We start from the raw sequence: 25,585 nt of genomic DNA, 5'->3' as shown, positions 1-25,585 counted from the left end.
GGCTGGTCGATTTTTAGGGCGATGGGGCAACTTGCAAGAGCATTTGTTTGACCCTGTCGCTGTCCGCGACCTTTAGGCGAACGGGTAGGGTGATGACCTTGCTGCGGAACGCCGCGGGCAGGCGGACGGCGTCTTTCTCGGTCGTGACCATCTGTGCACCGAGCAGGCGCGCCTCATTTTCCAACCGGGTCATCAACGCCGGGGTCAGTGGCTGGTGATCGTCCAGTGCTTCGGCCCGCAACAGGGTTGCGCCTTGCTGGCGCAGGGTTGCAAAGAACTTCTCCGGGTGGCCGATCCCGGCAAAGGCCAGAACCGGCGTGTCGGCCCAGTCCATCCCGGTTTGCAGCGCCTCGACCACACCCGTGGCGTGGGGAACGGTCAGCTTCAGCCCCCATCTATTGGTGAATTCGGTCTGCGCGGCGGCATCCCCTAGTGACAGGACGAGATCGGCACGTTTCAGGCCCACATCGACCGGTTCGCGCAACGGTCCGGCAGGCAGGCACAACCCGTTGCCGAACCCGCGCTGGGCATCCACCACGATGACCGAGAAATCCTTGGCGACCGAGGGGTTTTGAAACCCGTCATCCAGCACGATCACCGTCGCTCCGGCCTCGGCGGCGGCTTTGGCCCCGGCGGCGCGGTCCTTTGCCACCCAGACATCGGCAAAGGCGGCCAGCAACAGCGGCTCGTCCCCGACCTCGGCTGCGGAATGCTTGGCCGGATCAACACGCACCGGCCCGTCCAGCGATCCGCCATGGCCGCGTGTCACCACATGGGTCTGATGCCACGCATCGCGCAACTGTTCGATCATCCAGATCACGGTGGGGGTTTTCCCGGTGCCGCCCGCATTCAGGTTGCCAATGCAGATCACCGGCACACCGGGTGTTAGACCCGGCTGGGCCGCAACGCGCCGGGCGGTTGCGGCCGCGTAAAGTCGCCCAATCGGAGACAGCAGTCGTGCCGGGATTGCCAATCGGTCGGGTGCGGTATGCCAGAAATCAGGTGCCTGCATGATCTGATCCCCGCTGATCCAATGTGTCCTGCACCAATTCGATCAGGCGGTCCGCCTGCGGTGCGCCCTCGGTCACGACCTGCCATCCGGCCAGCGCCATATCGGCGGCGCGGTCCGGGGCCAGGCTTTCCACAACAGCGTCGCCCAGTTCGGTTGCACTTCTGACCACTCTTGCGGCACCCACCCAGTCAAGTTGATCGTATATCTGTTGGTGTTGATGTACAAACTGGCCGTGAATAACCGCCGAGCCCAGGGCAGTCGCAATCAACGGATCCTGCCCGCCTGACCCCCGCTCCAGCGTGCTGCCGATGAAGGTCACGGCCGAAACGCGCTGCCAGAGACCCAAAGCTTCGGCATCCGAGGACAGGATCACCTGCGTGTTGTCCTCGATTGTTCCGCCTTCATCCCAGTTGACGCAGCGCAGGTCCATCGCCTCAAGCCGTCGGTGCAGCGGGGCTGCCTCGTAGATATCCGCGACATGCAGCACAAGGGCCAGCCTGGGCAGCATTCGGGTCGCTTGCCTATGGGCGCTGAGAACCGAGATGAATTCCTTGTCCTGCACCCAGGAAGCCAGCCACACGGGGCGACCAGACAGGGCATGCGTCATCTCGATTAACTCATCCTCAGGCCAGGGGCGGGGGTTGGGGCTGACCAGAAGGGGCGGAGCTGTGCCCACTTTCGAGGACGAGATACCCAGCCGGCGGATTTGCCGGGCGGCTTCGTTATTCGTGGTTAGGATGGAGGTGAAACTGTCGAAGGTCAGTCGGGTCAGGTCTGGCAGCCAGCGTCCACCCGGTGCGATGTTGAAGTGATAGGCGGCTTCGGCAAGGATCAGAGGGATGCCCCTTTCCTGCGCCCGCGTGATCAGGTTGGGCATCAGCCCGCCGCCAATCCAAAGGCCGATATCTGGGCGCCAATGCTCTAGAAAGGCGCGCGCGGCGCCGGTCTGTTCGGATGGCAGGTTGATCAGGGGAAAGTCGCCCGACGGCCAGCGAGACAGGTCTGCATCCGGCGGGGCCGTCAACAGGATCGACAGATCGGGTCGGACCTGTTGCAGGCGTTGACAAAAATCAACCACTGCCCGCTGCCGATCCCGTGCGCCGATATGTATCCAGATCAATTCACCCCCGGGGCGTGGGGCGTAGGCGGTGTCTCCTGCGCTGGACACCCCCCAAGACAGGACGCGATAGGCCGTCAAGCTCATCGAGCGCGTCTTGGTCATGACCAGGGCCCGGTGCTTTCCGGCTCCAGCATGTTGGTTATACGGCTGTGCAAGGCGGCCCCTGCAGCGACGACCCCATTTAGGCGGGGATGCGGGTTGTTGAAGCGCAGCGGCCCGCCCATTCGGTCGGAACACACTCCGCCCGCTTCGCGGATGATCAGATCACCGGCGGCGATATCCCATTCCCAGCTTGGGCGCAGCGTCAGCATCCCGTCGAACCGCCCTTGCGCAACCGTAGCCATGCGATAAGCCAGCGAAGGGCGGTAGTTGCGCTGAAAGCCGGGAATTGTGCCATTGCGCCAATGGCTGGCGTCCATATTTGGTCTGGCTGCCAGAACTTCAGCGCTGTTCAGATCGTCGATGCCAGACACGCGTATTGCGGTGCCGTTTAGCGTTGCTCCCTGCCCTTTGGCTGCCGCAAAAAGCAGGTCGCGGCGGGGTAAGTATATAACAGCTGCCGTAACTTCTTGGCCTTCTGTAACGGCTAGCGAATGCGCCCAGGTCCGCGAGCCTTCGGCAAAGCTGCGCGTGCCGTCGATCGGGTCGATGATGAACACCCGGTCTTTTGTAAGCCGCGCTTGGGAATCCTCGGTCTCTTCGCTGAGCCAGCCATAGCCGGGCCGGGCAGCAGGCAGCTTCTGCTCCAGCATCGCGTTCACCGCCAGATCGGCTTCGGTCACCGGGCCCGCGCCGCCGGGTTTGTCCCAGCGCTGGGCCGTGGTGCCCGAATAGCGGGTAGCGATCTTTCCGGCCTCCAATGCGGCGTCGATCAGCAGGGGCAGGTCAGTTGCCGGCAAGTGTCATCCCTTCGATCAGCAACGACGGCACCACGCGCGACAGATAGGGGCGAGCGTCATTGGCCGGAACGATCCGTTTCAACATGTCGCGCAGATTGCCCGCAATGGTGCATTCATTGACTGGATAGGTGATCTCGCCATTTTCGACCCAAAAGCCTGATGCGCCGCGGGAATAGTCGCCTGTATTGGGGTTGATGGTTGACCCGATCATCGACGTCGCCAAAAGCCCGGTTCCCATATCGCGCAGCAGGTCAGCCCTGCTTTGATCACCCTGCGTCAGGCTCAGGTTCCAGTTGCTGGGAGACGGGGGCCCCGAGACCCCGCGAGCAGCGTTACCCGTCGAGGTCATGTCCAACTTGCGCGCACTGGCCAGATCCAAGGTCCACCCGGTCAGAACGCCGTTTTCGACAATCGCCCGGCGTCGGGTTGGCAGGCCTTCGGCGTCAAACGGGCGGGATCCGGCAATGCGCGGGCGATGCGGGTCTTCGATCAGGGATATATGCTTGGGCAGAACCTGTTCGCCGAGACAATCCGACAGCCAGGATGCGCCGCGCGCAATGGCTGCGCCGTTGCTGGCCCCTAGCAAATGCCCGATCAGCGAGGATGAGATGCGCTCGTCAAACAGAACCGGAAAGGTGCCGGTGGTTGGTTTCCGTGCGCCCACTTGCTGAACCGCACGCTCCCCGGCGGTGCGGCCGATCTCGTCGGGTGCGCGCAGATCGGTCTGAAAGGTGCGGCTGTCACCATCATAGTCCCGCTCCATCCCGGTGCCTTCGCCCGAGATCGCCACGCAGGATGTTGACCGGCTGGACCGAGTATAACCGCCGGAAAATCCATTGCTGGCTGCCAAATGCACCCGGTGCGTCCCATAGGCCGCCGCCGCATCCGAGACCTGAGACACCCCGTCAACAGCCAGCGCCGCAGCCTCGGCGGCCAATGCGTCCTGCAACAGGGCTTCGGCCGTGGGTTCGGGGGTGGGATCAAACAGCTCCAGCGCCTGCATGTCCCAGGTTTTGGCAAGCTGGTCTGGGTCGGCGAGGCCGGTAAAGGGGTCTTCGGGGGCTTCGCCTGCCATGGCGACGGCACGTTCGGCCATTGCCGTCAGGGTCTCGGGGCGGCTGTCCGAGCTGGATACGATCGCCTGCCGCTTGCCCAGAAACACACGTAATCCAAGATCGGTACCTTCCGACCGTTCGGCGTGTTCCAACGCCCCGGCGCGCACCTCGACCGACACGGAGGAGCCGTCCAATACAATGGCATCGGCAGCCTCGGCCCCCGCTTTGCGGGCCGCATCCAGCAGGTTCTGGCTGATTTCTTCGAGTGCGCGGGTCATGAGGCCTCCGGGTGTGGTTGTATTGGACCTAGCCCCGGACCGGGCATCCCGCAAGGCCCCCAATGCCATTGGGCACAACGAAGTTGCGTGAACGCCGGGCGCATTTCAGGGCAATGGAAAATCGTCACCGTATTCGAACCGGAAAGGACGTCAGAGGGCAGGTGATGACCACCCTCTGACAGTGCAGGTCACTTGATGCGCTGACCATTGGCCAGAATTTGGCCATCCTCGGTGAATTCGATCTTGGAATTCAGCGTATCGGGTTCTTCGCCGGGAACGGCCATGAGACCCATCATCATCCGCGCGCCCAGAGCATCGCTTTCCGCAACCAATCCCATGCTGATCAGCGTGTCGATCAACTTATTGGCCCCGACCAGTTGTAGCGTGGTGCTGCCGACGGGTGTGGGCAGGCCGCCCAGTTCTTGCGTATTGGTGTTGTCGAAGGTGAAATCGCCCTCACCGGTCAGTTTCGCCCCGACCAGAGACACCAGCAGCTCGTTGATCTTCAGCGAATGCAACTCACCCGGCGCGTCTTCGGACAAGGCCAGCGACTCGACTGCTTCGGGGTCGAAGAAATCGGTCAGGATTTTTGCAGTGCCCGCCGTATCCAAAGCAATGGTGGCCGGATCACGCGGCAGCGCACCTGCGGGGTCAAAGATGCTCCACAATACGTCCGACATGGTGAAATCGGTCAGGTTGAAGGCGAAGCCGAACGGTTGAATTTCTTCGGATTTCTGCACCGGGAATTCGAATTTCAGCCCGGCATTGGCCATCGCAATCTCGATCGGGAAAGGCAGGTCTGCCGTGGTCACTGCCAGTTTGGTGCTGTTCTGCTCCAGATCATAGGCCAGACGCTGCGCGTCAAAGCTGGCCCCGAACCGCCCCCCCTCAGAGGAACTGCTCATGTCAAAGCTTTCTCCGTCCGAGGTGCCCGCGATGGCCGTTTTGCCGGAGGCATAGGTAAACAGCCCCGAGAATTCGAAACCATTTTGGTAAAAGGCCAGAGGGTCCGAGACATCGAAATTCGACGGGATAACGTTGGTGCCTTCAAACGCAAGCTGTTCCAACTTGCCGCCGATCTTGCCGGTATCGTCGTTTTCAGGGTCGTCGAAGGCCAGATCATAGCTGAGTGCGCTGGCGGTGAAGGTCTGGTCTATATCGCGGTTTTCACCGATCTTCATGCGCGAACTGCCCGCCAGATCGGCAAGCTGTACGGCCACACCCAAAACGTCGCTGGGCAGAGTTTCACCATTGGCCGTTATCTCGTCCAGCGTGATCCCCAATGTGTCGGCGCTATAGTCATAGGTCATCTCATCCGGGCTGCCCGACACGACCATGTTCAGACCTTTGTGGGTATACAGGATCTTGGCCGAGAACGCCTCGCCCTCACCCTCACCCGAGACAGTCATCGGCAGAGTTTCGGGCAGGGAAATGCTGACGGTTCCATCACCGTTTTCGGTCAGCGTCATCTGCGGGACCTGCATTTTAAAGCTGCTGTCCTCTTCGGGCAGAACCATGTTCAGGTTCATGTCCGTGATGCTAAGTACATTGCCATTGGCTGATTGCTGCGCCTCGACCGTGTAGCCCATCTGGGACAGATAGCTTTGCCAGTCGTTCCACACATCCTGTGCAGTAACATCGGCAAACGCGCCTTGGGAAATGACGGCATAGGCCAAAACAGCGCCGCTGCTGCGGCGAAGGAAAACGGACATTACAAGAACCCTTCTTGATCAATTTTGCGGGCATCGTCGTGCCTGTGGCGTCGGGCGTCAAGGGGCAAGGGCTGGACCCTTTCCCCGTTAGCGGGGTAGAGGTTTACACAATCTCAAAACAACGGAGGTACAGGGTCCACATGCAAGGAAAAACCGTACTGATAACTGGGGCCAGTCGCGGCATCGGGGCCGAAGCAGGGCGCGTTTTTGCCGCGGCCGGGGCGAATGTCGCCCTTGTTGCGCGCAACAGGGACCAGATCGATGCTCTGGCGGCTTCGCTGGGGGAGAATGCGATTGCGTTGCAATGTGACGTCAGCGATTTTGCGCAGGTCGAACAGGCCGTGGCCGATTGCGTGGACCGCTTTGGCGGGCTGGACGTGCTGATCGGCAATGCGGGTGTGATTGATCCGATCTTTCATCTGTCGAATGCCGATGTCGAGGCTTGGGGTAAGGCGATCGATATTAACCTCAAGGGCGTTTTCTACGGGATGCGCGCCGCGTTGCCGATTATGCGGGCAGCCGGTGGGGGGACGGTGATCACCATCTCGTCCGGCGCGGCCTCGAACGCGATTGAGGCGTGGAGCCACTATTGCGCCTCCAAGGCCGGGGCGAAGATGCTGACCGAGTGTTTGCATCTTGAGGAATCTATTCACGGCATCCGCGCGATGGGGCTATCTCCGGGTACTGTGGCCACGGATATGCAGCGCGTGATCAAGGCCAGCGGCATCAACGCCGTCAGCCAGTTGGAGTGGAGCGATCACATCCCCGCCGATTGGCCCGCGCGCGCGTTGCTATGGATGTGCACCAAGGACGCCGATGAGTTTCTGGGTGATGAGATATCGCTACGCCGCGAGGACATTCGACAACGGGTAGGTCTGACGTGATTGAGTTAAGTAAGGCGGACGGGCTTTGGACCGTTACGCTGAACAACCCCGGAAAGGCCAATGCGCTGACCGGGGCAATGCTGACCGAACTTTGTGAAATAGCCGAAGCCGCGACAGAGGCACGCGCCTTGATCCTGACCGGTGCTGGCAAGGTGTTCAGCGCTGGTGCCGATCTGGATGAGGCGCGGGCAGGGCTGGCAACCTCGGATTTGTGGGAACGTCTGTCCGGAGCCATTGCAGCGCTGCCATGCCTGACCGTGGCGGCCCTGAACGGGACGCTGGCGGGCGGGGCCAACGGGATGGTTCTGGCCTGTGACATCCGCATTGCCGTGCCCACGGCCAAGTTTTTCTACCCGGTCATGAAGCTGGGGTTTTTGCCTCAACCGTCTGATCCGGGTCGTATGGCAGCGCTGATCGGGCCATCCCGGACCAAGATGATCCTGATGGCCGGGCAAAAGATCGCAGCGGATGAAGCCTTTGCCTTCGGTCTGGTCGATCGTGTGGTTGAACCTGACGCATTGATTCAGACGGCACAGGATCTGGTGTTAGACAGCCTGAGCGCCGATCCGAAAATCGCGGCTGGAATTGCCGAGCTTTGCCCATGAGATTATCTGCCATCCGTCTTCGGGTCGCGGACCCTGAACGCCTGTCAGAGTTCTACGGCGGGCTTTTGGGTATGCACGCGCAAGAACAGGGGGCGAGCCTGCGTCTGGGATATGCGGGCGAAGATGCTGATCTGCTGCTGATGCCCGGGGGTGGGGGCTATAGCCACGACCAAGGCCAGCGCTATTGGAAGATTGGCATTACCCTTCCCGACGTCGATCTGGCAGCGGCCTATCTGCGGCGACAGGGGGTTGAGGTCTCGACCCCTCGGCAGTTTCTGGACATCGGCTATATGTGCCACCTGACCGACCCCGAGGGGTTTGTCATCGAACTGCTGCAACATGATTTTGAGGGCAACCGCTCGGACAACGCGGCGGACCCCAGTGATCCTTTTGCGCAGGCCCGGATCGGTCAGATCACCCTGCGCACAGGCGATATCGGGGCCGAGGACAGGTTCTGCCGCGCGCAGGGCATGCGCCTTTTGTCGATGCAGGATGTTGCCCAGTATGGGTTCGATCTGCATTTCTATGCCTTCACCGACGATACGCCCCCGGATGCCGATCCGTGGGCCGTGGCGAACCGGGAATGGCTGTGGAAACGTCCCTACACGACCTTGGAATTTCAGAACGTGGCAGGTGCACAATTCGCACCCTCGCCGGATTGTCGCGGGATCGAGATCGAAGGGCTGCAAGCCCCTATCCACGATGCGTTCGGGGATCGCGTCTGGCCGGGCTGATCACCGTCCGCGCCGCTTGCCTGGAACTTTTGAGCGAAAGCCGGGCGGGCGTTTGCGCACCCAGTTCAGGAATTTCTCAATTCGAGGGTGTGTACGCAGGGCCTCGACCGTGTTGAAATTGCGGGCCAGTTCGGCTTCGGACAATGTGGCGTGGACCTCTTTGTGGCAGATCACGTGCAGTAAAACCGTGGGCCCGCCCTTGCCCCCTTTGAGTTTTGGGATCAGATGGTGCAGGCTTCCGCCCCCGTCAGGAATGGGGCGGTCACATAGCGGGCAGATGGGGTCGCGGTCGGGCATGGGGCAGACTGTGGCTCAGGGCGTGCGAAAGGCAAGAGGACAGCAATGGCACATGCAGTTGTAATCGGTGCCGGGCCTGCGGGTCTGATGGCGGCAGAGCAGCTTGCCGCAGCGGGTCACGACGTGCTGGTGGCCGAGGCCAAGCCTTCTGTCGCGCGCAAGTTTCTGATGGCAGGCAAATCCGGCTTGAATCTGACCAAGGATGAACCGTTCGCAGCGCTGATGCCCAACTATGGCGGCGCAGCGGATTGGCTGCGCCCGATGGTGGCCGAATTTGATGCCGACGCCGTGCAGGATTGGGCGCGTGGGCTGGGACAAGAGCTGTTCACCGGCTCGACAGGACGGGTGTTTCCCACTGTGATGAAAGCCTCGCCGCTGTTGCGGGCCTGGCTGCGGCAGTTGGACGAGGCGGGTGTGCAGATCCGAACCCGCTGGCGCTGGCTGGGTTGGGATGGCGACGCGCTGCGTTTTGACACGTCTGAGGTGCCGCAGGTTATCAAACCCGACGCGACCGTGCTGGCGCTGGGCGGGGCCAGTTGGGCGCGGCTAGGATCAGATGGGCAATGGGCGAAGATGCTAGCAGAGAAAGGTGTGGCGCTGGCTTCGTTCGAACCGGCGAATTCGGCGCTGTCGGTGGCGTGGAGCCCGCATATGCAGCCGCATTTCGGCAAGGCGCTGAAATCGGTGCGCTGGATGGCCGGAGAGTTGCACAGCAGGGGTGAGGCCACGATCTCTGCCACCGGGCTGGAAGGCGGCGGGCTGTATTCGCTTACACCGGCGCTGCGTCGGGGAGCGGATCTTAATGTCGATCTGGTGCCCGATCTGGGTGCGAAAGCTCTGCAGGCGAGGTTTGAGGCAAAAAGCGCGAAAACAACGTTGTCTCAATGGCTGAAAAAGGCTCTGAAACTACCGCCGCAGAAAATTGCTCTGTTTCATGAGATGTCCAAGCAAGCAGGTGCGCCGCAAGGACACGAAGCGGCGTCGCTCAAACACTTACCCATCCTTGGCGCGCAGTTGCGTCCGATGGACGAGGCGATCTCTACAGCAGGTGGGATTCAGCGCGACGCCATGGATGACCACCTGATGCTAACGGCCAAACCCGGCGTGTTCTGCGCGGGTGAGATGCTGGATTGGGAGGCTCCGACGGGGGGATATCTTTTGACAGCGTGCCTTGCCACCGGGCGCTGGGCCGGGCGTGGGGCCGTGCAGTGGCTGGCGCGCTAACGCGACCGGGCCAGCATTGCTAGGCGGATCATGGCGCGCTCCACCAATGCCATGGCGGGTGCGGTTTGACCGGCGGAACGTAAGGACAGGTCCGTATCGGTCAGAACGGTCAGCGCGGTTTGCAGCTTTGGCGCGCCCCATCCCTGTGCCTGCCGCAGAATCCGGTCGCGCCGTTTGCCATAGACCGGCGGACGCAGCTTGCCGATACCCTGCGCCGCCCCACCAGGGTCCGAGGCGCAGGCGTAGAGCGTACGAAAATGCCGGGTGGCCCCAATGCACAAAGTCACCGCATTGGTGCCCTGCGATTGCAAGCGGCGGATCAGAGGACCAATTTCGCCCGCGCGGCCCTCGGCCACCACGTTCAGAACATCGTCCAACGCGGCCTCGGTCGAGCGGGGGGCGCAGGCTTCGATATCTTCGATGGTCAGGTCAGAACTGTCGTGGCGCTTGTATAGGGACAGCTTTTCAATGGATTGCGCAAAGTCACCGGGGCTGATTCCGGCTGCGAGTTCGGTTATCGCCGACATCGAATCGGTCGGGATGTTCTTCAACCCGGCCTGGGACAAAACCCGTTCGACCTCGGCCCGTGATGGGGGATCGTCGTAGATGCCGACCGCATAGGCAGAAGGGTGTGCTTCAAAGGCCTTGCGGATTTTCGAGCTGGGTTTCAACTGCCCGGCGGTGACGATGATCTGGGCGTCACCGGGTGCCCAATCCTCGAATGCAGCAAGGATCGCAGGGGCGGCAACGTCGGTGGTGTCCTCGACAAACACGGCGCGCGGGCCGGGGAAGAACCCGACGGCTTTTACTGCATCCAGCAACAGGGCCGGGTCGCCGCGCAGATCGCTGCCGGGCATCCGCGTCAAGCGCATCTCTTCTTCGGCATTTGCGCCCAGAAGGGCCGCCAGAACCTGCTGGCGCTTCAACGCCACACGCATCGCATCCGAGCCGTATATCAGCAACCCAAGCTTGTCGGCGTCAGGCCGCGCAAAATACCCCTCAGCCTCGCGTGGGCTGAGCTTCATGTGCCAAGTCCCGGGACGGTGTAAAGCTCGGTTACGATCTGGTCCGACAGAATCACCATCAGCCGCTGCAGCGCATCCCGCTCGTCCGCCAGAGTCGACACGGTCGAACCGGCTGCGGAATAGCCGACGAAATTGTTCACCCGACCCGAGGCCAAAATCTGCCCGGTCTCATTCGACCGCAGCGCGTAGGTCGCGGTGCCTTCGATATTCAGACGGTTGGTCTCGTTGGTCTGGGTGATCGCGGCAGAACGAACTACAGTCGAGACATCGACATCAAGATTATAGGCGTTACCCGAATTTGCACTGCGGCCCAGCCGTTGTTCCAGATTCTGGACCAGCAGAAAACTGTTGGTTGAATTCGGCGCCGATACTGTGACACGTCCGTCCAGAGCCGCGCCAGCGCCACCGGGGGCATAGACCGGTTCAAAGCCGCAGGCAGCGAGTGCCAGCGGCAGCATCAACAGGGTTCTGCGGTCAAACAACGACATTCACGATCCGGCCCGGTACAACGATCACCTTTTTAGGCGCATTGCCATCCAGCGCCTTTTGCACAGCTTCGGTGCTGAGCGCGATTTTTTCAACCTCGGCCTTGTCCATTTCCAACGGAACGCTGATTTCCGCGCGGCGCTTGCCATTGATCTGAATGGGCAGGGTGACGGTATCGTCGACCAGCATCTCCTCATCTGCGACGGGCCACGCGGCGGTGGCAACCAGCCCCTCACCGCCCAGCAATTGCCACAGCTCTTCTGACAGGTGCGGGGTCATCGGGGACATCAGCTGCGCCAGTGTTTTGGCCGCCTGACGTTTGGCATCTGCGCCCGCCTTGGATTTCGCCAGTGTATTGGTAAAGGCGTAAAGCTTAGCGATCGAGGCATTGAAACCAAAGGATTCGACCCCGCCTGACACATCATGAATGGCTTTGTGCATTTCACGCAGCAGGGTTTCATCCTCGGCATTGGCGGGCGCATCGGATTCGGCGATCTCAGTGGCGATGCGATGCACGCGGCTGAGGTGCTTAAAGGCGGCCTCGGCTCCGGATGCGGTCCATTCCACGTCGCGTTCGGGCGGCGAATCGGACAGCACAAACCAGCGCGCGGTATCTGCACCAAAGGCCGAGATAATGCTGACCGGATCCACCACGTTTTTCTTGGATTTCGACATCTTTGCCGAAGGGATGATCTCGACCTCGGTACCGTCGGCCAGTTTGCCGTCGGTCACGTCCTCGGGCAGGTGATAGACCGGTCGGCCATTGGTGTCGCGGGTCTGGTAGATTTCGTGCGTGACCATGCCTTGAGTGAACAGCGCGTTGAACGGCTCGATGGCCTTTTTGGGCAGGTGGCCGGTAATCTGCATGGCCCGCGCAAAGAAGCGCGAATAGAGCAAGTGCAGAATCGCATGTTCGATGCCGCCGATATACTGATCCACGTTCATCCAGTATTCGGCCTCGGCCAGATCGGTCGGGGTTTCGGCGCGGGGCGCGGTGAAACGAGCGAAATACCACGACGAATCGACGAACGTGTCCATCGTGTCGGTCTCGCGTTTGGCCGGGGCCCCGCAGGACGGGCATTCGCAGTCACGCCAGGTCGGGTGACGATCCAGCGGGTTGCCGGGTTTGTCGAATGTCACATCGTCGGGCAGGCGAACTGGCAGGTTCTCTTTCTTTTCGGGCACCACACCACAGGAATCACAATGCACCACGGGAATCGGGCAGCCCCAGTAGCGCTGGCGGCTCAGACCCCAGTCGCGCAGGCGATATTTGGTGACACCTTCGCCCCAGCCCGCCTTTTCGGCGAAATCTACGGTGGTGTTGATGGCCTCATCACCCGTCGCCTCAGTGAGGCCGGCGAAGTGATTCACCCAGCGGACTTTCTCGGTTTTCGGCGGAACGAAAGCGATTTTGTCCACCGGGGTGTCATCGTCCAGTGCAAAGAATGTATCGACCACTGGCAGACCGTATTTGCGGCAGAAGTCCAAATCACGCTGGTCATGGGCTGGGCAGGCAAAGATTGCGCCGGTGCCGTAATCCATCAGGATGAAGTTCGCGATCCAGACTGGCAGTTCCCAATTCGGGTCCAACGGGTGTTTGACGGTGATGCCGGTGTCATAGCCCAGCTTTTCGGCGGTCTCGATCGCTTCTTCGGTGGTGCCTCCCTTGCGGCATTCGGCCACGAATTCAGCGACTTCGGCGTTTTCAGCCTCCAGCTGCTTGGCAATCGGGTGATCGGGGGAGATACCCACAAAAGACGCGCCCATCAGCGTATCGGGGCGAGTCGTGTAGACGGTGATCGGCTCGGCACCATCGGTGCGTTCAAAGCTGAACTGCAGGCCGCGCGATTTGCCGATCCAGTTTTCCTGCATCAACCGCACCTTGGCGGGCCAGTTTTCCAGTGTGTCCAGCGCGCCGAGCAATTCTTCGGAATAGTCGCTGATCTTAAAGAACCACTGCGTCAGTTCGCGCCGCTCGACCAGAGCGCCCGAGCGCCAGCCGCGCCCGTTTTCCACCTGTTCATTGGCCAGAACAGTCATGTCCACCGGGTCCCAGTTCACCACGGCGTTTTTGCGGTAGACGAGCCCGGCCTCAAGCATATCCAGAAACAATGCCTGTTGCTGGCCGTAATATTCCGGGTCACAAGTGGCGAATTCGCGCGACCAGTCGATCGACAGGCCAAGCGGTTTCATTTGCCCTCGCATGTCGGCGATGTTGCCGTAGGTCCAGTCTTTGGGATGGCCGCCGATAGCCATCGCAGCGTTCTCGGCAGGCATCCCGAATGCGTCCCAGCCCATTGGATGCAGCACGTTGTGCCCAGTCGCCAGTTTGTGCCGCGCGATCACGTCGCCCATCGTGTAGTTGCGTACGTGTCCCATATGGATTCGGCCAGACGGGTAGGGGAACATCTCAAGCACGTAGTATTTCGGCTTGTCCGCCTTGTGATTAGCGGCAAAGATTCCGGCCTTGTCCCAGGCCTCTTGCCATTTTGCTTCGATTTCGTTGGCCGAGTAGCGCGACATCGTGCGGTCCTTCGTGAATGAAAACGCCGGGACAGAGCCCGGCGTGGTAATATTGTGATTTGCAGCGGGTGGCTAGAGCTTGTTGTCCGCAATCCGCAACTGGCGGGCGCGCGACAGGATTGCATCTTCAACCGCGCGCGTGGTTGCAGCGCTGACAGGAGCGCCTCCGCTGGTTTGAAGCGATACCGAAAGCGAACGCGCCGCGAGGGCCGGATCACTGATATGCACTGTGGCGCGATATTGACGACCACCACCCGGAGGTGTGCCGTAACCCGTTACGATTACACCGGTAAAGGGGTCCACCTCTTCGACAGGTAAGAAGTTCAGAATGTCCAGAGACGCCGACCACAGGTAGCGATTCACATTGGTGACCTGCTCGGCATCAGCGGTATCGAACACATCCCAGATCGTCGAGCGATTCGGGTCGTTCAATTCGCGCTCGGAAGAGCTGGTGCCATCCGACGTCAGCTGCAGGTTTGGATTCGGTGGCTCAGAGTTGCCCAACCCGCAAGATGAGACCAGGGCGGTCACAAGGATCAAACCGAAAATCGTCTGCGGGCGCATCGTCGAAGGGTCCTGTATCATTGGGTCTCACTCGTTCAGAGATACTCCTAGACAAGGTCAGGTGCCGCAACAAGTCTATTCTTGTCACTTTAGGGTGGGATTGACTGTGTGACGGGGCGGGTAACCTACTGTGGCATCCTTGCACCAATTCGTGGCCAATGCAGCGCGGGCTTTATGCCAAGCTTGCGCGAAGGGGGTAAAAAGAGCGAAACGGTTCCCGTGCTGAGACACGTGCAACGACATGTGTCGAGTAGAAAAACTTTGAAACCGAGGGAAACAAGATGAAAAAAGTTCTCTTCGCATCGACCGCTCTGCTGGCAACCGCAAGCATGGCGTCGGCCGAAATCAAATTCAGCGGCTACGGCCGCTTCGGTATTGGGTACCTGGAAGATCGTTCCGGTGCCGTGACCAACATCACCGTCACCACCACCACGTCCGGTGTAATCAATGTTGGTACCGGTACTGCCGTTGTTGACACCGACGACGTGATCCTGATCTCGCGTTTCCGTCTGAACATCGACGGTATCGTTGAAACCGATAGCGGCGTTGAGTTCTCGGCTCGTGTTCGTCTGCAAGCTGACGAAAACGCCGGTAACGGCGAAGCTGGCGAAGCTCAGCTGAGCGGTGCACGCTTCACCGTTCAGTACGGTGGTCTGCGTGTTGACGCGGGCAACGTATCGGGTGCCTTCGACAACTTGGCAAACTACTACGGTAACGAGCCTGGTCTGGAAAACTTCATCGGCCAGTATTCGGGCGTGAACTATGACTTCCTGGCCTTCTCGTCGACCGGCGCGGGTTCGAACGCTGTGTTCTTCCAGTACGCTGTTGGTGACTTCGCGTTCGGCGCGTCTTACGACACGGCGACCGGTGCCATTAATGGCGACAAAATTGATCTGGACCGCTGGGACGTCAGCGCAACCTACACCTTCAACAACATCACCGCGGCGATCGCTTATGGTGAAACCGACGCTGGTGTTGATGGCCTTGACGATCCGAGCCTCCTGGTCTTCACCTTGGGTGCAGACTTCGGCGACTTCTCGGGTACTCTGTTCGTCGCTGACGATAACACCGAAATTGATCTGACCGACGGCACTGCATGGGGTATTTCAGCGGCCTACAATGTTGGCTCCGCTCTGACCCTGACCGCAGCTTACGGCGACGGTAACGCGGATGGTGACACTGAGCAGTACGGTATCGGCGCGATCTACGACCTGGGTGGCGGTGCATCGCTGCAAGGTGGTATCGGCAACAGCGACTGCGACATCTGCGAAGACTCGTCTCTGCGCGCAGACTTCGGTGCTCGCTTCAACTTCTAAGTTGAGCTGAACCGCAAGGTTTAAGGGCAGGTCTTCGGACCTGCCCTTTTCTTTTGCGCCGACTTGGTGTTTTCCTGCGCGCAGGTCAATTCGAGGGAACCCATGCCGCTGCACGATATCTCAAACCGTATCACCAAGGCCGAGGCTGCCGCAGGACGCGTTGCTGGCAGTGTCAAACTGATCGCGGTGTCCAAGGTCCAGCCGAACGACCGCGTACTGGACGTTCTGGCGCAGGGCCACAGGTGCTTTGGGGAAAACCGGGTGCAGGAAGCGGCCGGAAAGTGGCCCGGTTTCATGGAAATATATCCCGATGTCGATTTGCACCTGATCGGCCCTTTGCAAACCAACAAAGCCCGTCAGGCGACCGAGCTGTTCAGCACAATACACTCAGTTGATCGCCCCAAGCTGGCCAAGACACTCGCACGGTTGGCGCATGAAGTGGGCGCGTGCCCTGACCTGTTCATTCAAGTCAACACGGGGGAAGAGGCGCAAAAGGCTGGCATTAAACCATCCGAAGCTGACACGTTTATTGCCGAATGCAGGGCGCTGGATCTGCCGGTCGTCGGGCTGATGTGCATCCCTCCGGTCGATGAAGAAGCCGCACTGCATTTTGCATTGCTGGCGAAGATCGCCGCCCGCAATGGGCTTGAGGGGCTGTCGATGGGTATGAGCGACGATTTCGAAAAGGCCATCGCCTTGGGTGCAACCCATGTGCGTGTCGGCTCGGCGATCTTTGGCGAACGCATCAGGCCCGAGGAATAACTACCCGCGTCCCGGGCAGCACCCTTTGCGCGATCCAGTGCAGATGATCGCGCCGAAAGGCAATGCAACCTTCGGTCGGAAATCCGGGTCGCCGCCATTGATGCAGAAAAATGGCCGACCCACGACCCGGAACTGCATTGGGCCAGTTCCAATCCGTCAGCAGCACAACATCGTAGAGCGGATCAGCGCGGCGCAGTCTCTCGTGGCTGAACGGGTAGGGCGCACGTACCAATTGATTATATCGAGAATCGCTTGCGTCATCGGACCACAGATCCTGCGGTCCAGTCGGGATGGCCCAAGAGATAGGCGCCACAACACGATCCGGTCGGTACAGAAGCCCGACGATGTGATGAATGCCGGTCGGGGTCGCCCCATCGCCCTCGCGTTTGTCGTTGCTCAGCCCGCCTTTGCCGATTGAGCAAGGAAACAAACGCCCGGCAAACCGAACGCCGCGCGGGGTCAGAACCAGATCTTGCGGGGTCACAGCAAGTGGCCGGACTTGGCCGCCTTGGTTGCCAGATATCCGCGGTTATGCGCGGTTTCGCCCACCTTCAGCGGTACACGCTCGGTCACGGCGATGCCGGTTTTCTCCATCATCGCAATCTTGGCAGGATTGTTCGTCAGCAATCGGACCGAGTTGAATCCCAGCGATTTCAGAATATCCGAACCCAATCGGAAATCACGCTCGTCATCCTCGAAACCCAGCCGGTGGTTGGCTTCGACCGTGTCGAACCCCTGATCTTGCAGGAAATAGGCGCGCATCTTGTTGGCCAACCCAATGCCCCGCCCCTCTTGGTTGAGGTAGAGCAGCACCCCGGCGCCCTCCGAACCCATCTGCGCCAGTGCCCCCCGCAGTTGCGGGCCGCAATCGCATTTCAAGCTGCCCATCAGGTCGCCGGTGAAACAGGCCGAATGCAGCCGCGCCAATACTGGTTTGCTTCGGTCCGGTCGGCCGATTTCGATGGCGTAATGTTCTTCGCCGCCATCTTCGGGGCGGAATACGTGCAACCGGCCTGCCTCGGACACCTCCATCGGAAGGCGCGCGGCGACAACGGCATTCAGGATGCTGCGATCGGCCAGATGCGGTGCGGCGCGAGTGTGGTCGATGCAGGTCAGACCGTGCGCCGCGGCAAATGCGCGCCCGTCCTCGACCGGGACCACAACGGTTGCGGGCAGCAGACGCGCTGATTTGGTCAGCGCAATGGCGATGCGGTGCAGATTGGCATTACCCTGACGTTCCGTCATCAGGGGGCCCTTCATAGGTGCGTTCAGATCGTCCGAAGGGTCGGCCACAGCCTGAACCCAACCGATATCGGTATCTGCCGGAATGACCACCCGCGCGAGATCACCGTCATAGGCCCGCGCTTTCAGAGTCTCAGCTCGTCTTACGGTGATTGCAACCACTGGCTCGCCGCCAAGGCTGCGCAAATCCGCAAGCCGTTGGGCGCTCAGGGTTTCTGAGGCAATGGCCAGCACGCTGAACCCACTGTCATCCGTTAGCACGACCGGGACACCCATACGCAGGTCCGCGCGGGCGCGTGCCAGCAGTTCCGATATGTCGGGGATAAGACTCATTTATGTTACCCTGTAACGATCAGCCTCTTTCTGTATCCTGATCCGCAGGAAATGTGAAATAATTCCTACTCGCCGGACACGAGGGCGTGAGACGATTGCAGCAAACCTTGTTGATTGCATATTCGACACGCAAGTGTCCGAAAAGGCTTAGGAGGACCGGGAATGGCACAGCTTAAGAAAATCCTGCTGGTGGATGATGATGAAGACCTGCGCGAGGCGCTGAGTGAGCAGCTCGTGATGACAGAAGACTTTGACGTGTTCGAAGCGTCAGATGGTGCCTCGGCCATGGAGCGAGCCCGCGAGGCGATTTATGACCTTGTTATTCTGGACGTCGGTCTGCCTGATACGGACGGGCGCGAGCTGTGCCGCCTGATGCGCAAGCAGGGCGTCAAAAGCCCGATCCTGATGCTGACCGGTCACGACAGCGACGCCGACACCATTCTGGGCCTGGATGCCGGTGCCAATGACTATGTTCCTAAGCCGTTCAAGTTCCCGGTTCTTTTGGCTCGCATCCGTGCCCAGCTGCGCCAGCACGAACAGTCCGAAGACGCCGTCTTTGTTCTTGGGCCGTATACGTTTAAGCCTGCGATGAAGATGCTGATCACCGAGGAGGATCGCAAAATCCGCCTGACCGAGAAAGAGACGAACATCCTTAAGTTCCTCTACCGCTCGGCGGATGGCGTGGTCGCGCGCGACGTGCTGCTGCACGAAGTGTGGGGTTACAACGCTGGTGTCACCACCCATACGCTGGAAACCCACATCTATCGCCTGCGTCAGAAGATCGAGCCTGATCCGTCCAATGCTCGCCTTTTGGTCACAGAATCAGGCGGATATCGTCTGGTCTCTTAACTGCCGGTGGATTGATGTGGATCAAAGTGATACCCTGAAGTCATCATTAGGTTACTCCCAACCCGCGCATGTCCGGGTTATGACATGTACCTCCCTGTTGGACTGCCGGGCCTGATGGCCCGGCCTTTTTTTGTGTAACGAGTCTGTATGACGCCCGGCCACCGTCCGTGACCACCCAAATTCCGGACGCGCTTGACTTGTCCCCCGGTACCGGTGCCAACTCGGCCCATCGTTTTGGGGGGATGGGATTTGTCCAGTGACATTCGTGAATTGTTGAAGATTGAAAAGCCAATTTTGTCAGCGCCGATGGGGGGCGCGGCGGGACCGGATCTGGTGGCGGCTGTCTGCAATGCGGGCGGTTATGGCGTCATCCCGTTGTGGGGCAAGCCCGCGGCGCAGGTTGCAAGCGGCATTGAGGCGGTGCGTGCCCTGACGGACCGGAGCTTTGCGGTCAATATCAACCTTGAATTTCCGTATGAGGAACAGCTTCAGACCTGTATCGACAAACAGGTTCACGCGGTTTCGCTGTTCTGGGGGATGGAGCCTGAGGCGATTTCCAAAGCCAAAACGGGCGGCTTGCTGGTGATGGCCAGCGTCGGCAACGCAGCCGAGGCCAAGGCGGCGGAAGAGGCTGGCGCAGATATCATTGTCGCCCAGGGGTGGGAGTCCGGAGGCCACGTCTGGGGCCAGGTCGCCACCATGGCGTTGATTCCCGCCGTTGTGGACGCGGTTTCGGTTCCGGTTGTTGCGGCGGGGGGCATTGCGGATGGGCGCGGCATGGCGGCTGCTTTGATGCTGGGGGCTTCGGCCGTTTGGGTCGGCACCCGGTTTCTGGCCAGCGCTGAGGCCACGATTCATGACGAATACCGCCGTCGCATCCTGAACGCGACCGAGGCGCAGACCGAATGGTACTACGACCTTTATGATGTGAAATGGCCGCAAGCCCCGCATCGGGCGCTGGACAATTCCACCGCACAAAAGTGGAAAGACGCAGGGTCCGCCGCGCCGGGCCAGCGTCCCAACGAACAGGAAATTATCGGCCACCGTCCTGATGGTGAGGCCGTGGTGCGGTACCAAAGCTATACCCCGCTGCCCGAAACACAGGGCGATGTCGAGGCAATGTCGCTTTGGTCCGGGCAAGGCGTTTCGATGGTGCGCGAGGTGATGCCCGCCGCACAGATCGTCGATGAGATATTCAACGAGGCGCAAGCCCTGCTGAATGCGGCGCCTTCGCGGCTCTGACATACCGGTTTTTCCGATGGCACCCCGCCCCGCACCGCGTTAACGTCGCGCCCAACCGCGACAGAGGAATCCGCTATGCCCTTTACTCTTGCCACCTGGAACATCAACTCGGTCCGCCTGCGCGAGCCTATCGTGCTGAAATTGTTGCAGGAAGAGGCCCCAGATGTGCTGTGTCTGCAAGAGTGTAAATCCCCCGTCGAGAAGATCCCGACCGAAGGCTTTGCGGAACTGGGGTATACCCACATGGTCGCGCGGGGGCAAAAGGGCTATAACGGCGTCGCGATCCTGTCGCGTATCCCGATGGAGGAGGTGGGCGACAAGGATTTCGCCGGTCTCGGCCATGCCCGCCACATTGCGGCACGGCTGGAAAATGGCGTGACCATCCAGAACTTCTATGTCCCCGCCGGTGGCGATGTACCCGACCGCGAGGTCAACGAGAAGTTTGGGCAAAAGCTGGACTACCTCGCCGACATGCGCGATTGGTTCCGCACTGACAAGCCCGAAAAATCCATTCTGGTCGGCGATTTGAACATCGCCCCGCGCGCAGACGATGTATGGTCGCACAAACAACTGCTCAAGGTCGTCTCGCACACCCCGATCGAGGTCGAGGCACTGGCTGAGACCCAGGATGCAGGCGGTTGGGTTGATGTTACCCGTCAGGACATCCCCGAGGGGCAGCTCTATAGCTGGTGGTCCTACCGCGCGCGTGACTGGGATGCAGCGGACAAGGGGCGGCGACTGGATCACGTCTGGGCCACGCCCGATATCTCGAACGCGGGACATTCCAGCCGCGTTCTTCGCGACGCGCGCGGGTGGGAAAAACCCAGCGACCACGCCCCGGTCTTTGCCACATTCGACCTGTAATCGCGCAAGTCAGCCCTTGGTTTCTGCCTGTTGCGGTTGCATATAGGGCGCAAGTACGAACGAAAGAGTGACTGCCATGGACCTTCTGAATACCGCCCCCGACTCTGACGCTGCCGACCTGATAAAGGACGGGTCCGAGGCCACCTTCATGGCCGACGTTGTGGAAACCTCGCAAGAGGTGCCGGTCATCGTCGATTTCTGGGCCCCGTGGTGCGGCCCGTGCAAAACGCTGGGCCCGATGCTGGAAGAGGCCGTCACCGCCGCCAAGGGCGCGGTCAAGATGGTCAAGATCAACGTGGACGAGGCGCAGATGATCGCCTCGCAAATGCGCATTCAGTCGATCCCCACGGTCTATGCCTTTTTCAAGGGTCAGCCTGTCGACGGGTTTCAGGGCGCGCTCCCGGGGTCCGAGATCAAAGCGTTCGTTGATCGGGTGATCGAGGCGGCAGGCGGCGAAAGCCCCGGTGGTCAGTTGGACGAAGCTGTCGCGGCGGCCGAGGAAATGCTGGCCGAAGGTGCGGCAAGCGATGCGGCCCAGACTTTTGCCGCGATTTTGGGCGAAGATCCCAACCATGCCGGCGCTTACGGCGGTCTGGTGCGCGCGCATATCGCCGCAGATGATCTGGAACAGGCCGAGGCAATTCTGAACGGTGCCCCGGCCGAAATCTCCAACACTCCGGAACTAGAAGCCGCCCATGCGCAGTTGGAACTGGCCAAGCAGGCTGCGGATGCGGGCCCCGTGGCCGAGCTGACTGCGGCGGTTGAGGCGGACCCAGACAACCATCAGGCACGCTTTGATCTGGCGCAGGCGCTGCACGCGAACGGGGACGTGGAAGAGGCCGTCGCGCAATTGCTGGACCTGTTTCGCCGCGACCGCGAGTGGAATGACGGCGCCGCCAAGGCGCAGCTCTTCACGATCTTTGATGCGCTCAAGCCAAATGACCCGATTGTCTTGAACGGGCGGCGTAAACTTAGCTCGATGATATTTGCCTAATTTCTGAACAGAGCTACACTCCGTTCTATGATGCATCCCGCCGACCTGCCGGAAACGGTATCCGTTTTTCCTTTGCCCGGGGCGTTGCTGTTGCCCCGTTCGCGCCTGCCGCTGCACATTTTCGAGCCGCGCTATTTGCAGATGCTGGACGATGCCCTGAAAACGCCTGAGCGGTTGATCGGAATGGTGCAGCCGAACCCCTGTCAGAGCAACGACTCCAAACTGCATCAGATCGGTTGCGCCGGACGCGTCACTCAGTTCTCTGAAACCGAGGATGGGCGCTATCTGATCACGCTGACCGGCATTTCCCGGTTTCGGGTGAAATCTGAGCTCGACGCTTTTACCCCTTATCGGCGGTGCGCGGTGTCATGGGACGGGTTCGACCGGGACTTGGGCAAAACCGAACAGGATGACGGGTTCAATCGACCGCGGTTCCTGAATCTGTTGGAAAAATTCTTTTCGTCGCAGAATCTTTCGACCGATTGGGACACGCTGAAAGACGCGGATGATGAGTTGCTGGTAAATTCGCTGTCCATGCTGCTGGATTTCGACCCTGAAGAGAAACAAGCCCTGCTTGAGGCCCCGTGCTTACGGACCCGGCGCGAGACGTTGGTAACATTGATCGAATTCGCCATGCGCGGCGGATCGAGCGAGGAACATTTGCAATGACTGAACACGCGTTTGACCGTCACATGCTCGAGGCGCTGATTTGCCCGCAGACCCACACGACCCTGCACTATGATGCGGACAAACAAGAACTGGTGTCGAAAGCCGCCGGGCTGGCGTTTCCGATCCGCAATGGCATTCCGGTGATGCTGGTGGATGAGGCGCGCGAGCTGGACTAGATCGCGCGGCCTTGCAGCAGTTTCGGCAGGTCTCCGGTCAACCCGGCAGCCTCGCGCACAAAGCCGCGTCGTAGGCCTGGCAGTGATCCGACGATTCCCATCCCGATATCGCGGCCTGCACGCAGAAGCGGATTGTCGTTTGAAAACAGCTTGTTGAACACGTCTGTCGCCATCGCCAGCGAGGCCGTGTCAAAGCGCCGCCACTCCTGATAACGCTCTAACACCAGCACCGATCCGATATCCTCACCCCGTCGCCCGGCCAGGGTCAGAACCTCGGCCAATGCGCCCACATCACGCAGACCGGCATTCAGGCCTTGCCCTGCGATTGGGTGCATACCGTGGGCGGCGTCGCCTACCAGCGCCATGCGGTCGCCGATAAAGGAATTGGCGATGGTCAGGTTCAGCGGATAGGTGAACCGATCACCTTGCAGCCGGATGTCGCCAAGAAAATCGCCGAAGCGGGGGCGCAGGACTTGCATATAGTCACCCTTGGACAGGGCATTGATGCGCTCGGCAGCTTCGGATCGTTCGCTCCAGACGATCGAACTGCGATTGCCAGTCAGCGGTAGGATGGCCAGCGGGCCGGGCGGCATGAAGAACTGATGCGCGATACCGTGATGGGGCAGGTCATGTTCAATCGCACACACCAGCGCGGTTTGGCCGTAATCCCACCCCGTCCGCTTGATGCCCGCGCGCGCAGCGGTGCCGCTGCGGCGGCCATCGCAGCCCACCAGCAGCCCGCCCGTCACGGTCGCGCCATCATCCAGTTTCACGGTCACGCCGGTCGCGTCAGCCTCTTGCGCGACAACCGTGCGTCCGTTGATCTGCGTGATCCGGGTCTCCTCGGTCATGGCGTCCAGAAAGGCACGACGCAGGTGGCGATCCTCGACCATGTAGCCCATCGGACCCTCTTCGATCTCGGCATGGTCGAAATGCATGAAGAACGGCGAGGGGCCCGCGCCCGCATGTCCATCCGTGACCTTGATTTCAAGCATCGGCTGGGCGTGATCAGAGACTTTATCCCACACGCCCACAGCATCCAGCAGCCGTTGCGAGGCCAGCGCCAGTGCATAGGCACGGCCGTCAAACGCCGCATTCTTGCGGACTTTCTGGGCCAGACTGTCGATCACGGTGACCGAATGCCCCGTTTGTGCCAGCGCCAAAGCCAAAGCCGGGCCGTTCAGCCCGCCGCCTACGATCAGGATATCGGTCTTGTGTTCCATGGCCCGCAATATGCGCGCCCTTTCGGGATTGTCCATGTGCGGTCCTGTCGCTACCGTCGCCTCACAGCAGAATTTTCCAAGGGGGTAGGGATGCAGGACTGGCTGACCATGACGGCGTGTGATCTGGGGCGGGGGATCGGAATGGGCCAGATTGACCCGGTCGAGCTGACCGAGACCTATCTGACCGCCATCGACGCCCATCCCCACCGCGACCGCATCTATGCGCGCGTCACCCATGATCGCGCCCGGGCCGAGGCGAAAGCCGCGCAGGATCGCGCCGCGCTGGGCCTTCGGCGGTCACTGCTGGACGGGGTGCCGATCAGCTGGAAAGACCTGTTCGATACCGCTGGCACCGGGACCGAGGCCGGATCGGCCCTGCTGAAAGGTCGTGTGCCGCAGGCGGACGCGGTTGTCGTGCGCAACGCCACGGCCATGGGCACGGTTTGTCTGGGCAAAACCCATATGAGCGAGCTGGCCTTCTCGGGCCTTGGCCTGAACCCCATCACCGACACACCGCCCTGCATTGATGATGTGGATGCCGTGCCGGGCGGGTCATCCTCGGGCGCGGCGGCCTCGGTCGCTTGGGGCTTGGCGGCCTGTGGGATTGGGTCCGACACCGGAGGTTCGGTGCGTATTCCATCCGCATGGAACAATCTGGTGGGTCTGAAAACAACCGCAGGGCGGGTCAGCCTTGAAGGCACGGTGCCGCTGTGCCTGCGCTTCGACACCGTGGGCCCGCTGGCCCGGTCGGTTGAAGACGCGGCGCATATGCTGGCCCTGTTGGAAGGCGGCACACCCGCCGATCTGCGCGGGGCCAGTTTGAAAGGCCGCCGCTTTGCCGATCTGCAAAACATCGCTAAGGATAACCTGCGCGACGCTCCTCGTGCCGCGTATGACAACGCGCTGGAGCGTCTGCGCGATGCAGGGGCCGAGATCGTGCCGCTGGAAGTGCCCGAACTGGCGGATGCGATGGCGCTGTCCGGTGTGCTTTACACCACCGAGGCCTATGGCCTGTGGCGCGATGTGATCGAAGCCAACCCGGATGCGATGTATCCAGAAATCCTCGAACGGTTCCGCACGGGCAAGAATGTCTCGGGTGCGGATTACATCGCGGCGTGGTCCAAGCTGAAGGCCTCTCGCGCTGCCTGGGATGCGGCCACATCCGGGTTTGATGCTGTTCTGGCTGCAACAGCGCCGATTCTGCCGCCCAATCTGGAGCGTTTGCTGACCGATCACGACTACTACGTCACCGAAAACCTGCTGGCCCTGCGCAACACGCGGATCGGCAACCTGATGGGTCTGGCCGCGCTGACCTTGCCGACAGGAACACCGGGCTGCGGGTTGATGATGATGGGCTATCCGGGGTCCGAGGAGGCTCTGCTACGGATCGGATCAGCGGCCGAGGCGGCATTGGCCTGAATGCCACAATCCCCTGATTCGCCGCCACTTTGTCTGGACGAAGTGGGGTGTGGCCTGTAACCTGCCTGAAAACGGGGC

The 25,585-nt window shown here is 60.8% G+C and carries 26 protein-coding genes; 13 read left to right on the top strand and 13 right to left on the bottom strand.

Annotated elements, in window-relative coordinates; translation table 11 throughout:
* Positions 1–13: 13 nt before the first annotated feature.
* The 5 genes from lpxK to GOV80_RS04915 form a co-directional block, all read right to left on the bottom strand.
* A complete protein-coding gene (lpxK, locus tag GOV80_RS04935) occupies positions 14–1,012 on the bottom strand; it encodes a tetraacyldisaccharide 4'-kinase (RefSeq protein ID WP_170783093.1) in 999 nt (332 codons plus the stop codon).
* The gene (locus GOV80_RS04930) at positions 999–2,234 is read right to left on the bottom strand and encodes a 3-deoxy-D-manno-octulosonic acid transferase (RefSeq protein WP_170783092.1); all 1,236 of its coding nucleotides are present in this window, start codon (positions 2,232–2,234) and stop codon (positions 999–1,001) included. Before GOV80_RS04930 ends, lpxK begins: the two co-directional genes overlap by 14 nt.
* Complete coding sequence (locus tag GOV80_RS04925; RefSeq protein ID WP_170774832.1) at positions 2,231–3,031, bottom strand: inositol monophosphatase family protein; 801 nt, start codon at positions 3,029–3,031, stop codon at positions 2,231–2,233. Before GOV80_RS04925 ends, GOV80_RS04930 begins: the two co-directional genes overlap by 4 nt.
* On the bottom strand, positions 3,018–4,364 hold the full coding sequence (locus tag GOV80_RS04920; protein WP_170783091.1) for a TldD/PmbA family protein: 1,347 nt from the start codon (positions 4,362–4,364) through the stop codon (positions 3,018–3,020). Before GOV80_RS04920 ends, GOV80_RS04925 begins: the two co-directional genes overlap by 14 nt.
* Before the next feature lie 188 nt (positions 4,365–4,552).
* Positions 4,553–6,076 (bottom strand): DUF2125 domain-containing protein, encoded by a 1,524-nt coding sequence (locus tag GOV80_RS04915; RefSeq protein ID WP_170783090.1) that lies wholly within the window; start codon positions 6,074–6,076, stop codon positions 4,553–4,555.
* 140 nt (positions 6,077–6,216) lie between these two features.
* Between GOV80_RS04915 and GOV80_RS04910 the strand changes: the two genes are divergently transcribed.
* Genes GOV80_RS04910 through GOV80_RS04900 form a run of 3 tightly spaced genes read left to right on the top strand, consistent with a single transcriptional unit; the run spans position 6,217 to position 8,299 of the window.
* A complete protein-coding gene (locus GOV80_RS04910) occupies positions 6,217–6,960 on the top strand; it encodes an SDR family oxidoreductase (protein WP_170774826.1) in 744 nt (247 codons plus the stop codon).
* Positions 6,957–7,565, top strand: coding sequence for an enoyl-CoA hydratase-related protein (locus GOV80_RS04905; RefSeq protein WP_170783089.1), 609 nt, complete (start codon positions 6,957–6,959; stop codon positions 7,563–7,565). The genes GOV80_RS04910 and GOV80_RS04905 overlap by 4 nt, the downstream gene beginning before the upstream one ends.
* Entirely contained in the window at positions 7,562–8,299 is a 738-nt protein-coding gene (locus GOV80_RS04900; protein ID WP_170783088.1) for a VOC family protein, read from the top strand. Before GOV80_RS04905 ends, GOV80_RS04900 begins: the two co-directional genes overlap by 4 nt.
* Here GOV80_RS04900 and GOV80_RS04895 read toward each other — a convergent pair whose 3' ends face one another.
* Positions 8,300–8,596, bottom strand: a complete 297-nt coding sequence (locus tag GOV80_RS04895; protein WP_170783087.1) for an HNH endonuclease — start codon at positions 8,594–8,596, stop codon at positions 8,300–8,302.
* A gap of 45 nt (positions 8,597–8,641) precedes the next feature.
* Between GOV80_RS04895 and GOV80_RS04890 the strand changes: the two genes are divergently transcribed.
* Positions 8,642–9,820 carry a TIGR03862 family flavoprotein gene (locus tag GOV80_RS04890; RefSeq protein WP_170783086.1) on the top strand — a complete coding sequence of 393 codons (1,179 nt, stop codon included), beginning with the start codon at positions 8,642–8,644 and terminating at the stop codon, positions 9,818–9,820.
* Here the strand turns inward: GOV80_RS04890 and holA are convergent.
* The 4 genes from holA to GOV80_RS04870 all read right to left on the bottom strand — a co-directional run bounded on the left by holA (position 9,817) and on the right by GOV80_RS04870 (position 14,418).
* Positions 9,817–10,845: a DNA polymerase III subunit delta gene (gene holA / locus GOV80_RS04885; protein WP_170783085.1), complete on the bottom strand. Its 1,029-nt coding sequence runs from the start codon at positions 10,843–10,845 to the stop codon at positions 9,817–9,819. The genes GOV80_RS04890 and holA overlap by 4 nt on opposite strands.
* Positions 10,842–11,333, bottom strand: coding sequence for an LPS assembly lipoprotein LptE (lptE, locus tag GOV80_RS04880; RefSeq protein WP_170783084.1), 492 nt, complete (start codon positions 11,331–11,333; stop codon positions 10,842–10,844). The genes holA and lptE overlap by 4 nt, the downstream gene beginning before the upstream one ends.
* Positions 11,320–13,854 (bottom strand): leucine--tRNA ligase, encoded by a 2,535-nt coding sequence (gene leuS / locus GOV80_RS04875; protein WP_170783083.1) that lies wholly within the window; start codon positions 13,852–13,854, stop codon positions 11,320–11,322. Before leuS ends, lptE begins: the two co-directional genes overlap by 14 nt.
* A gap of 72 nt (positions 13,855–13,926) precedes the next feature.
* Positions 13,927–14,418 (bottom strand): DUF3576 domain-containing protein, encoded by a 492-nt coding sequence (locus GOV80_RS04870; protein WP_170783667.1) that lies wholly within the window; start codon positions 14,416–14,418, stop codon positions 13,927–13,929.
* A 281-nt stretch (positions 14,419–14,699) separates the two neighbouring features.
* Here GOV80_RS04870 and GOV80_RS04865 point away from each other — a divergent pair, with 281 nt between their 5' ends.
* Both GOV80_RS04865 and GOV80_RS04860 read left to right on the top strand, forming a co-directional pair.
* Entirely contained in the window at positions 14,700–15,734 is a 1,035-nt protein-coding gene (locus tag GOV80_RS04865) for a porin (protein WP_170783082.1), read from the top strand.
* A gap of 102 nt (positions 15,735–15,836) precedes the next feature.
* On the top strand, positions 15,837–16,496 hold the full coding sequence (locus GOV80_RS04860) for a YggS family pyridoxal phosphate-dependent enzyme (protein ID WP_170783081.1): 660 nt from the start codon (positions 15,837–15,839) through the stop codon (positions 16,494–16,496).
* Here GOV80_RS04860 and GOV80_RS04855 read toward each other — a convergent pair.
* Together GOV80_RS04855 and ribA are read right to left on the bottom strand one after the other, a co-directional pair.
* Positions 16,480–16,980 carry a L,D-transpeptidase family protein gene (locus GOV80_RS04855; protein WP_170783080.1) on the bottom strand — a complete coding sequence of 167 codons (501 nt, stop codon included), beginning with the start codon at positions 16,978–16,980 and terminating at the stop codon, positions 16,480–16,482. The genes GOV80_RS04860 and GOV80_RS04855 overlap by 17 nt on opposite strands.
* Positions 16,977–18,071, bottom strand: coding sequence for a GTP cyclohydrolase II (gene ribA / locus GOV80_RS04850; RefSeq protein ID WP_170783079.1), 1,095 nt, complete (start codon positions 18,069–18,071; stop codon positions 16,977–16,979). The genes GOV80_RS04855 and ribA overlap by 4 nt, the downstream gene beginning before the upstream one ends.
* A gap of 162 nt (positions 18,072–18,233) precedes the next feature.
* Here ribA and GOV80_RS04845 point away from each other — a divergent pair, with 162 nt between their 5' ends.
* From GOV80_RS04845 to GOV80_RS04820, 6 genes are all read left to right on the top strand, one after another.
* Positions 18,234–18,920, top strand: coding sequence for a response regulator transcription factor (locus GOV80_RS04845; RefSeq protein ID WP_170355386.1), 687 nt, complete (start codon positions 18,234–18,236; stop codon positions 18,918–18,920).
* A gap of 249 nt (positions 18,921–19,169) precedes the next feature.
* A complete protein-coding gene (locus GOV80_RS04840) occupies positions 19,170–20,162 on the top strand; it encodes an NAD(P)H-dependent flavin oxidoreductase (protein WP_214647958.1) in 993 nt (330 codons plus the stop codon).
* A gap of 75 nt (positions 20,163–20,237) precedes the next feature.
* A complete protein-coding gene (locus GOV80_RS04835; RefSeq protein WP_170783078.1) occupies positions 20,238–21,026 on the top strand; it encodes an exodeoxyribonuclease III in 789 nt (262 codons plus the stop codon).
* Between the two features lie 76 nt (positions 21,027–21,102).
* Positions 21,103–22,020, top strand: a complete 918-nt coding sequence (trxA, locus tag GOV80_RS04830) for a thioredoxin (protein WP_170783077.1) — start codon at positions 21,103–21,105, stop codon at positions 22,018–22,020.
* Between the two features lie 27 nt (positions 22,021–22,047).
* Positions 22,048–22,689, top strand: coding sequence for an LON peptidase substrate-binding domain-containing protein (locus GOV80_RS04825; RefSeq protein ID WP_170783076.1), 642 nt, complete (start codon positions 22,048–22,050; stop codon positions 22,687–22,689).
* Complete coding sequence (locus GOV80_RS04820; RefSeq protein WP_170355381.1) at positions 22,686–22,865, top strand: Trm112 family protein; 180 nt, start codon at positions 22,686–22,688, stop codon at positions 22,863–22,865. Before GOV80_RS04825 ends, GOV80_RS04820 begins: the two co-directional genes overlap by 4 nt.
* On the opposite strand, the gene GOV80_RS04815 is transcribed toward GOV80_RS04820, so the two are convergent.
* Positions 22,862–24,124, bottom strand: a complete 1,263-nt coding sequence (locus GOV80_RS04815) for an FAD-dependent monooxygenase (protein WP_237215656.1) — start codon at positions 24,122–24,124, stop codon at positions 22,862–22,864. The genes GOV80_RS04820 and GOV80_RS04815 overlap by 4 nt on opposite strands.
* Before the next feature lie 54 nt (positions 24,125–24,178).
* Between GOV80_RS04815 and GOV80_RS04810 the strand changes: the two genes are divergently transcribed.
* The gene (locus GOV80_RS04810; protein ID WP_170783075.1) at positions 24,179–25,507 is read left to right on the top strand and encodes an amidase; all 1,329 of its coding nucleotides are present in this window, start codon (positions 24,179–24,181) and stop codon (positions 25,505–25,507) included.
* Positions 25,508–25,585 lie beyond the last annotated feature (78 nt).

The organism is Ruegeria lacuscaerulensis (genome assembly GCF_013034685.1).
GTDB lineage: Bacteria > Pseudomonadota > Alphaproteobacteria > Rhodobacterales > Rhodobacteraceae > Ruegeria > Ruegeria lacuscaerulensis_B.
Note: the sequence above shows the minus strand (reverse complement) of the source record. Positions and strands in the feature narration are given on the sequence as shown.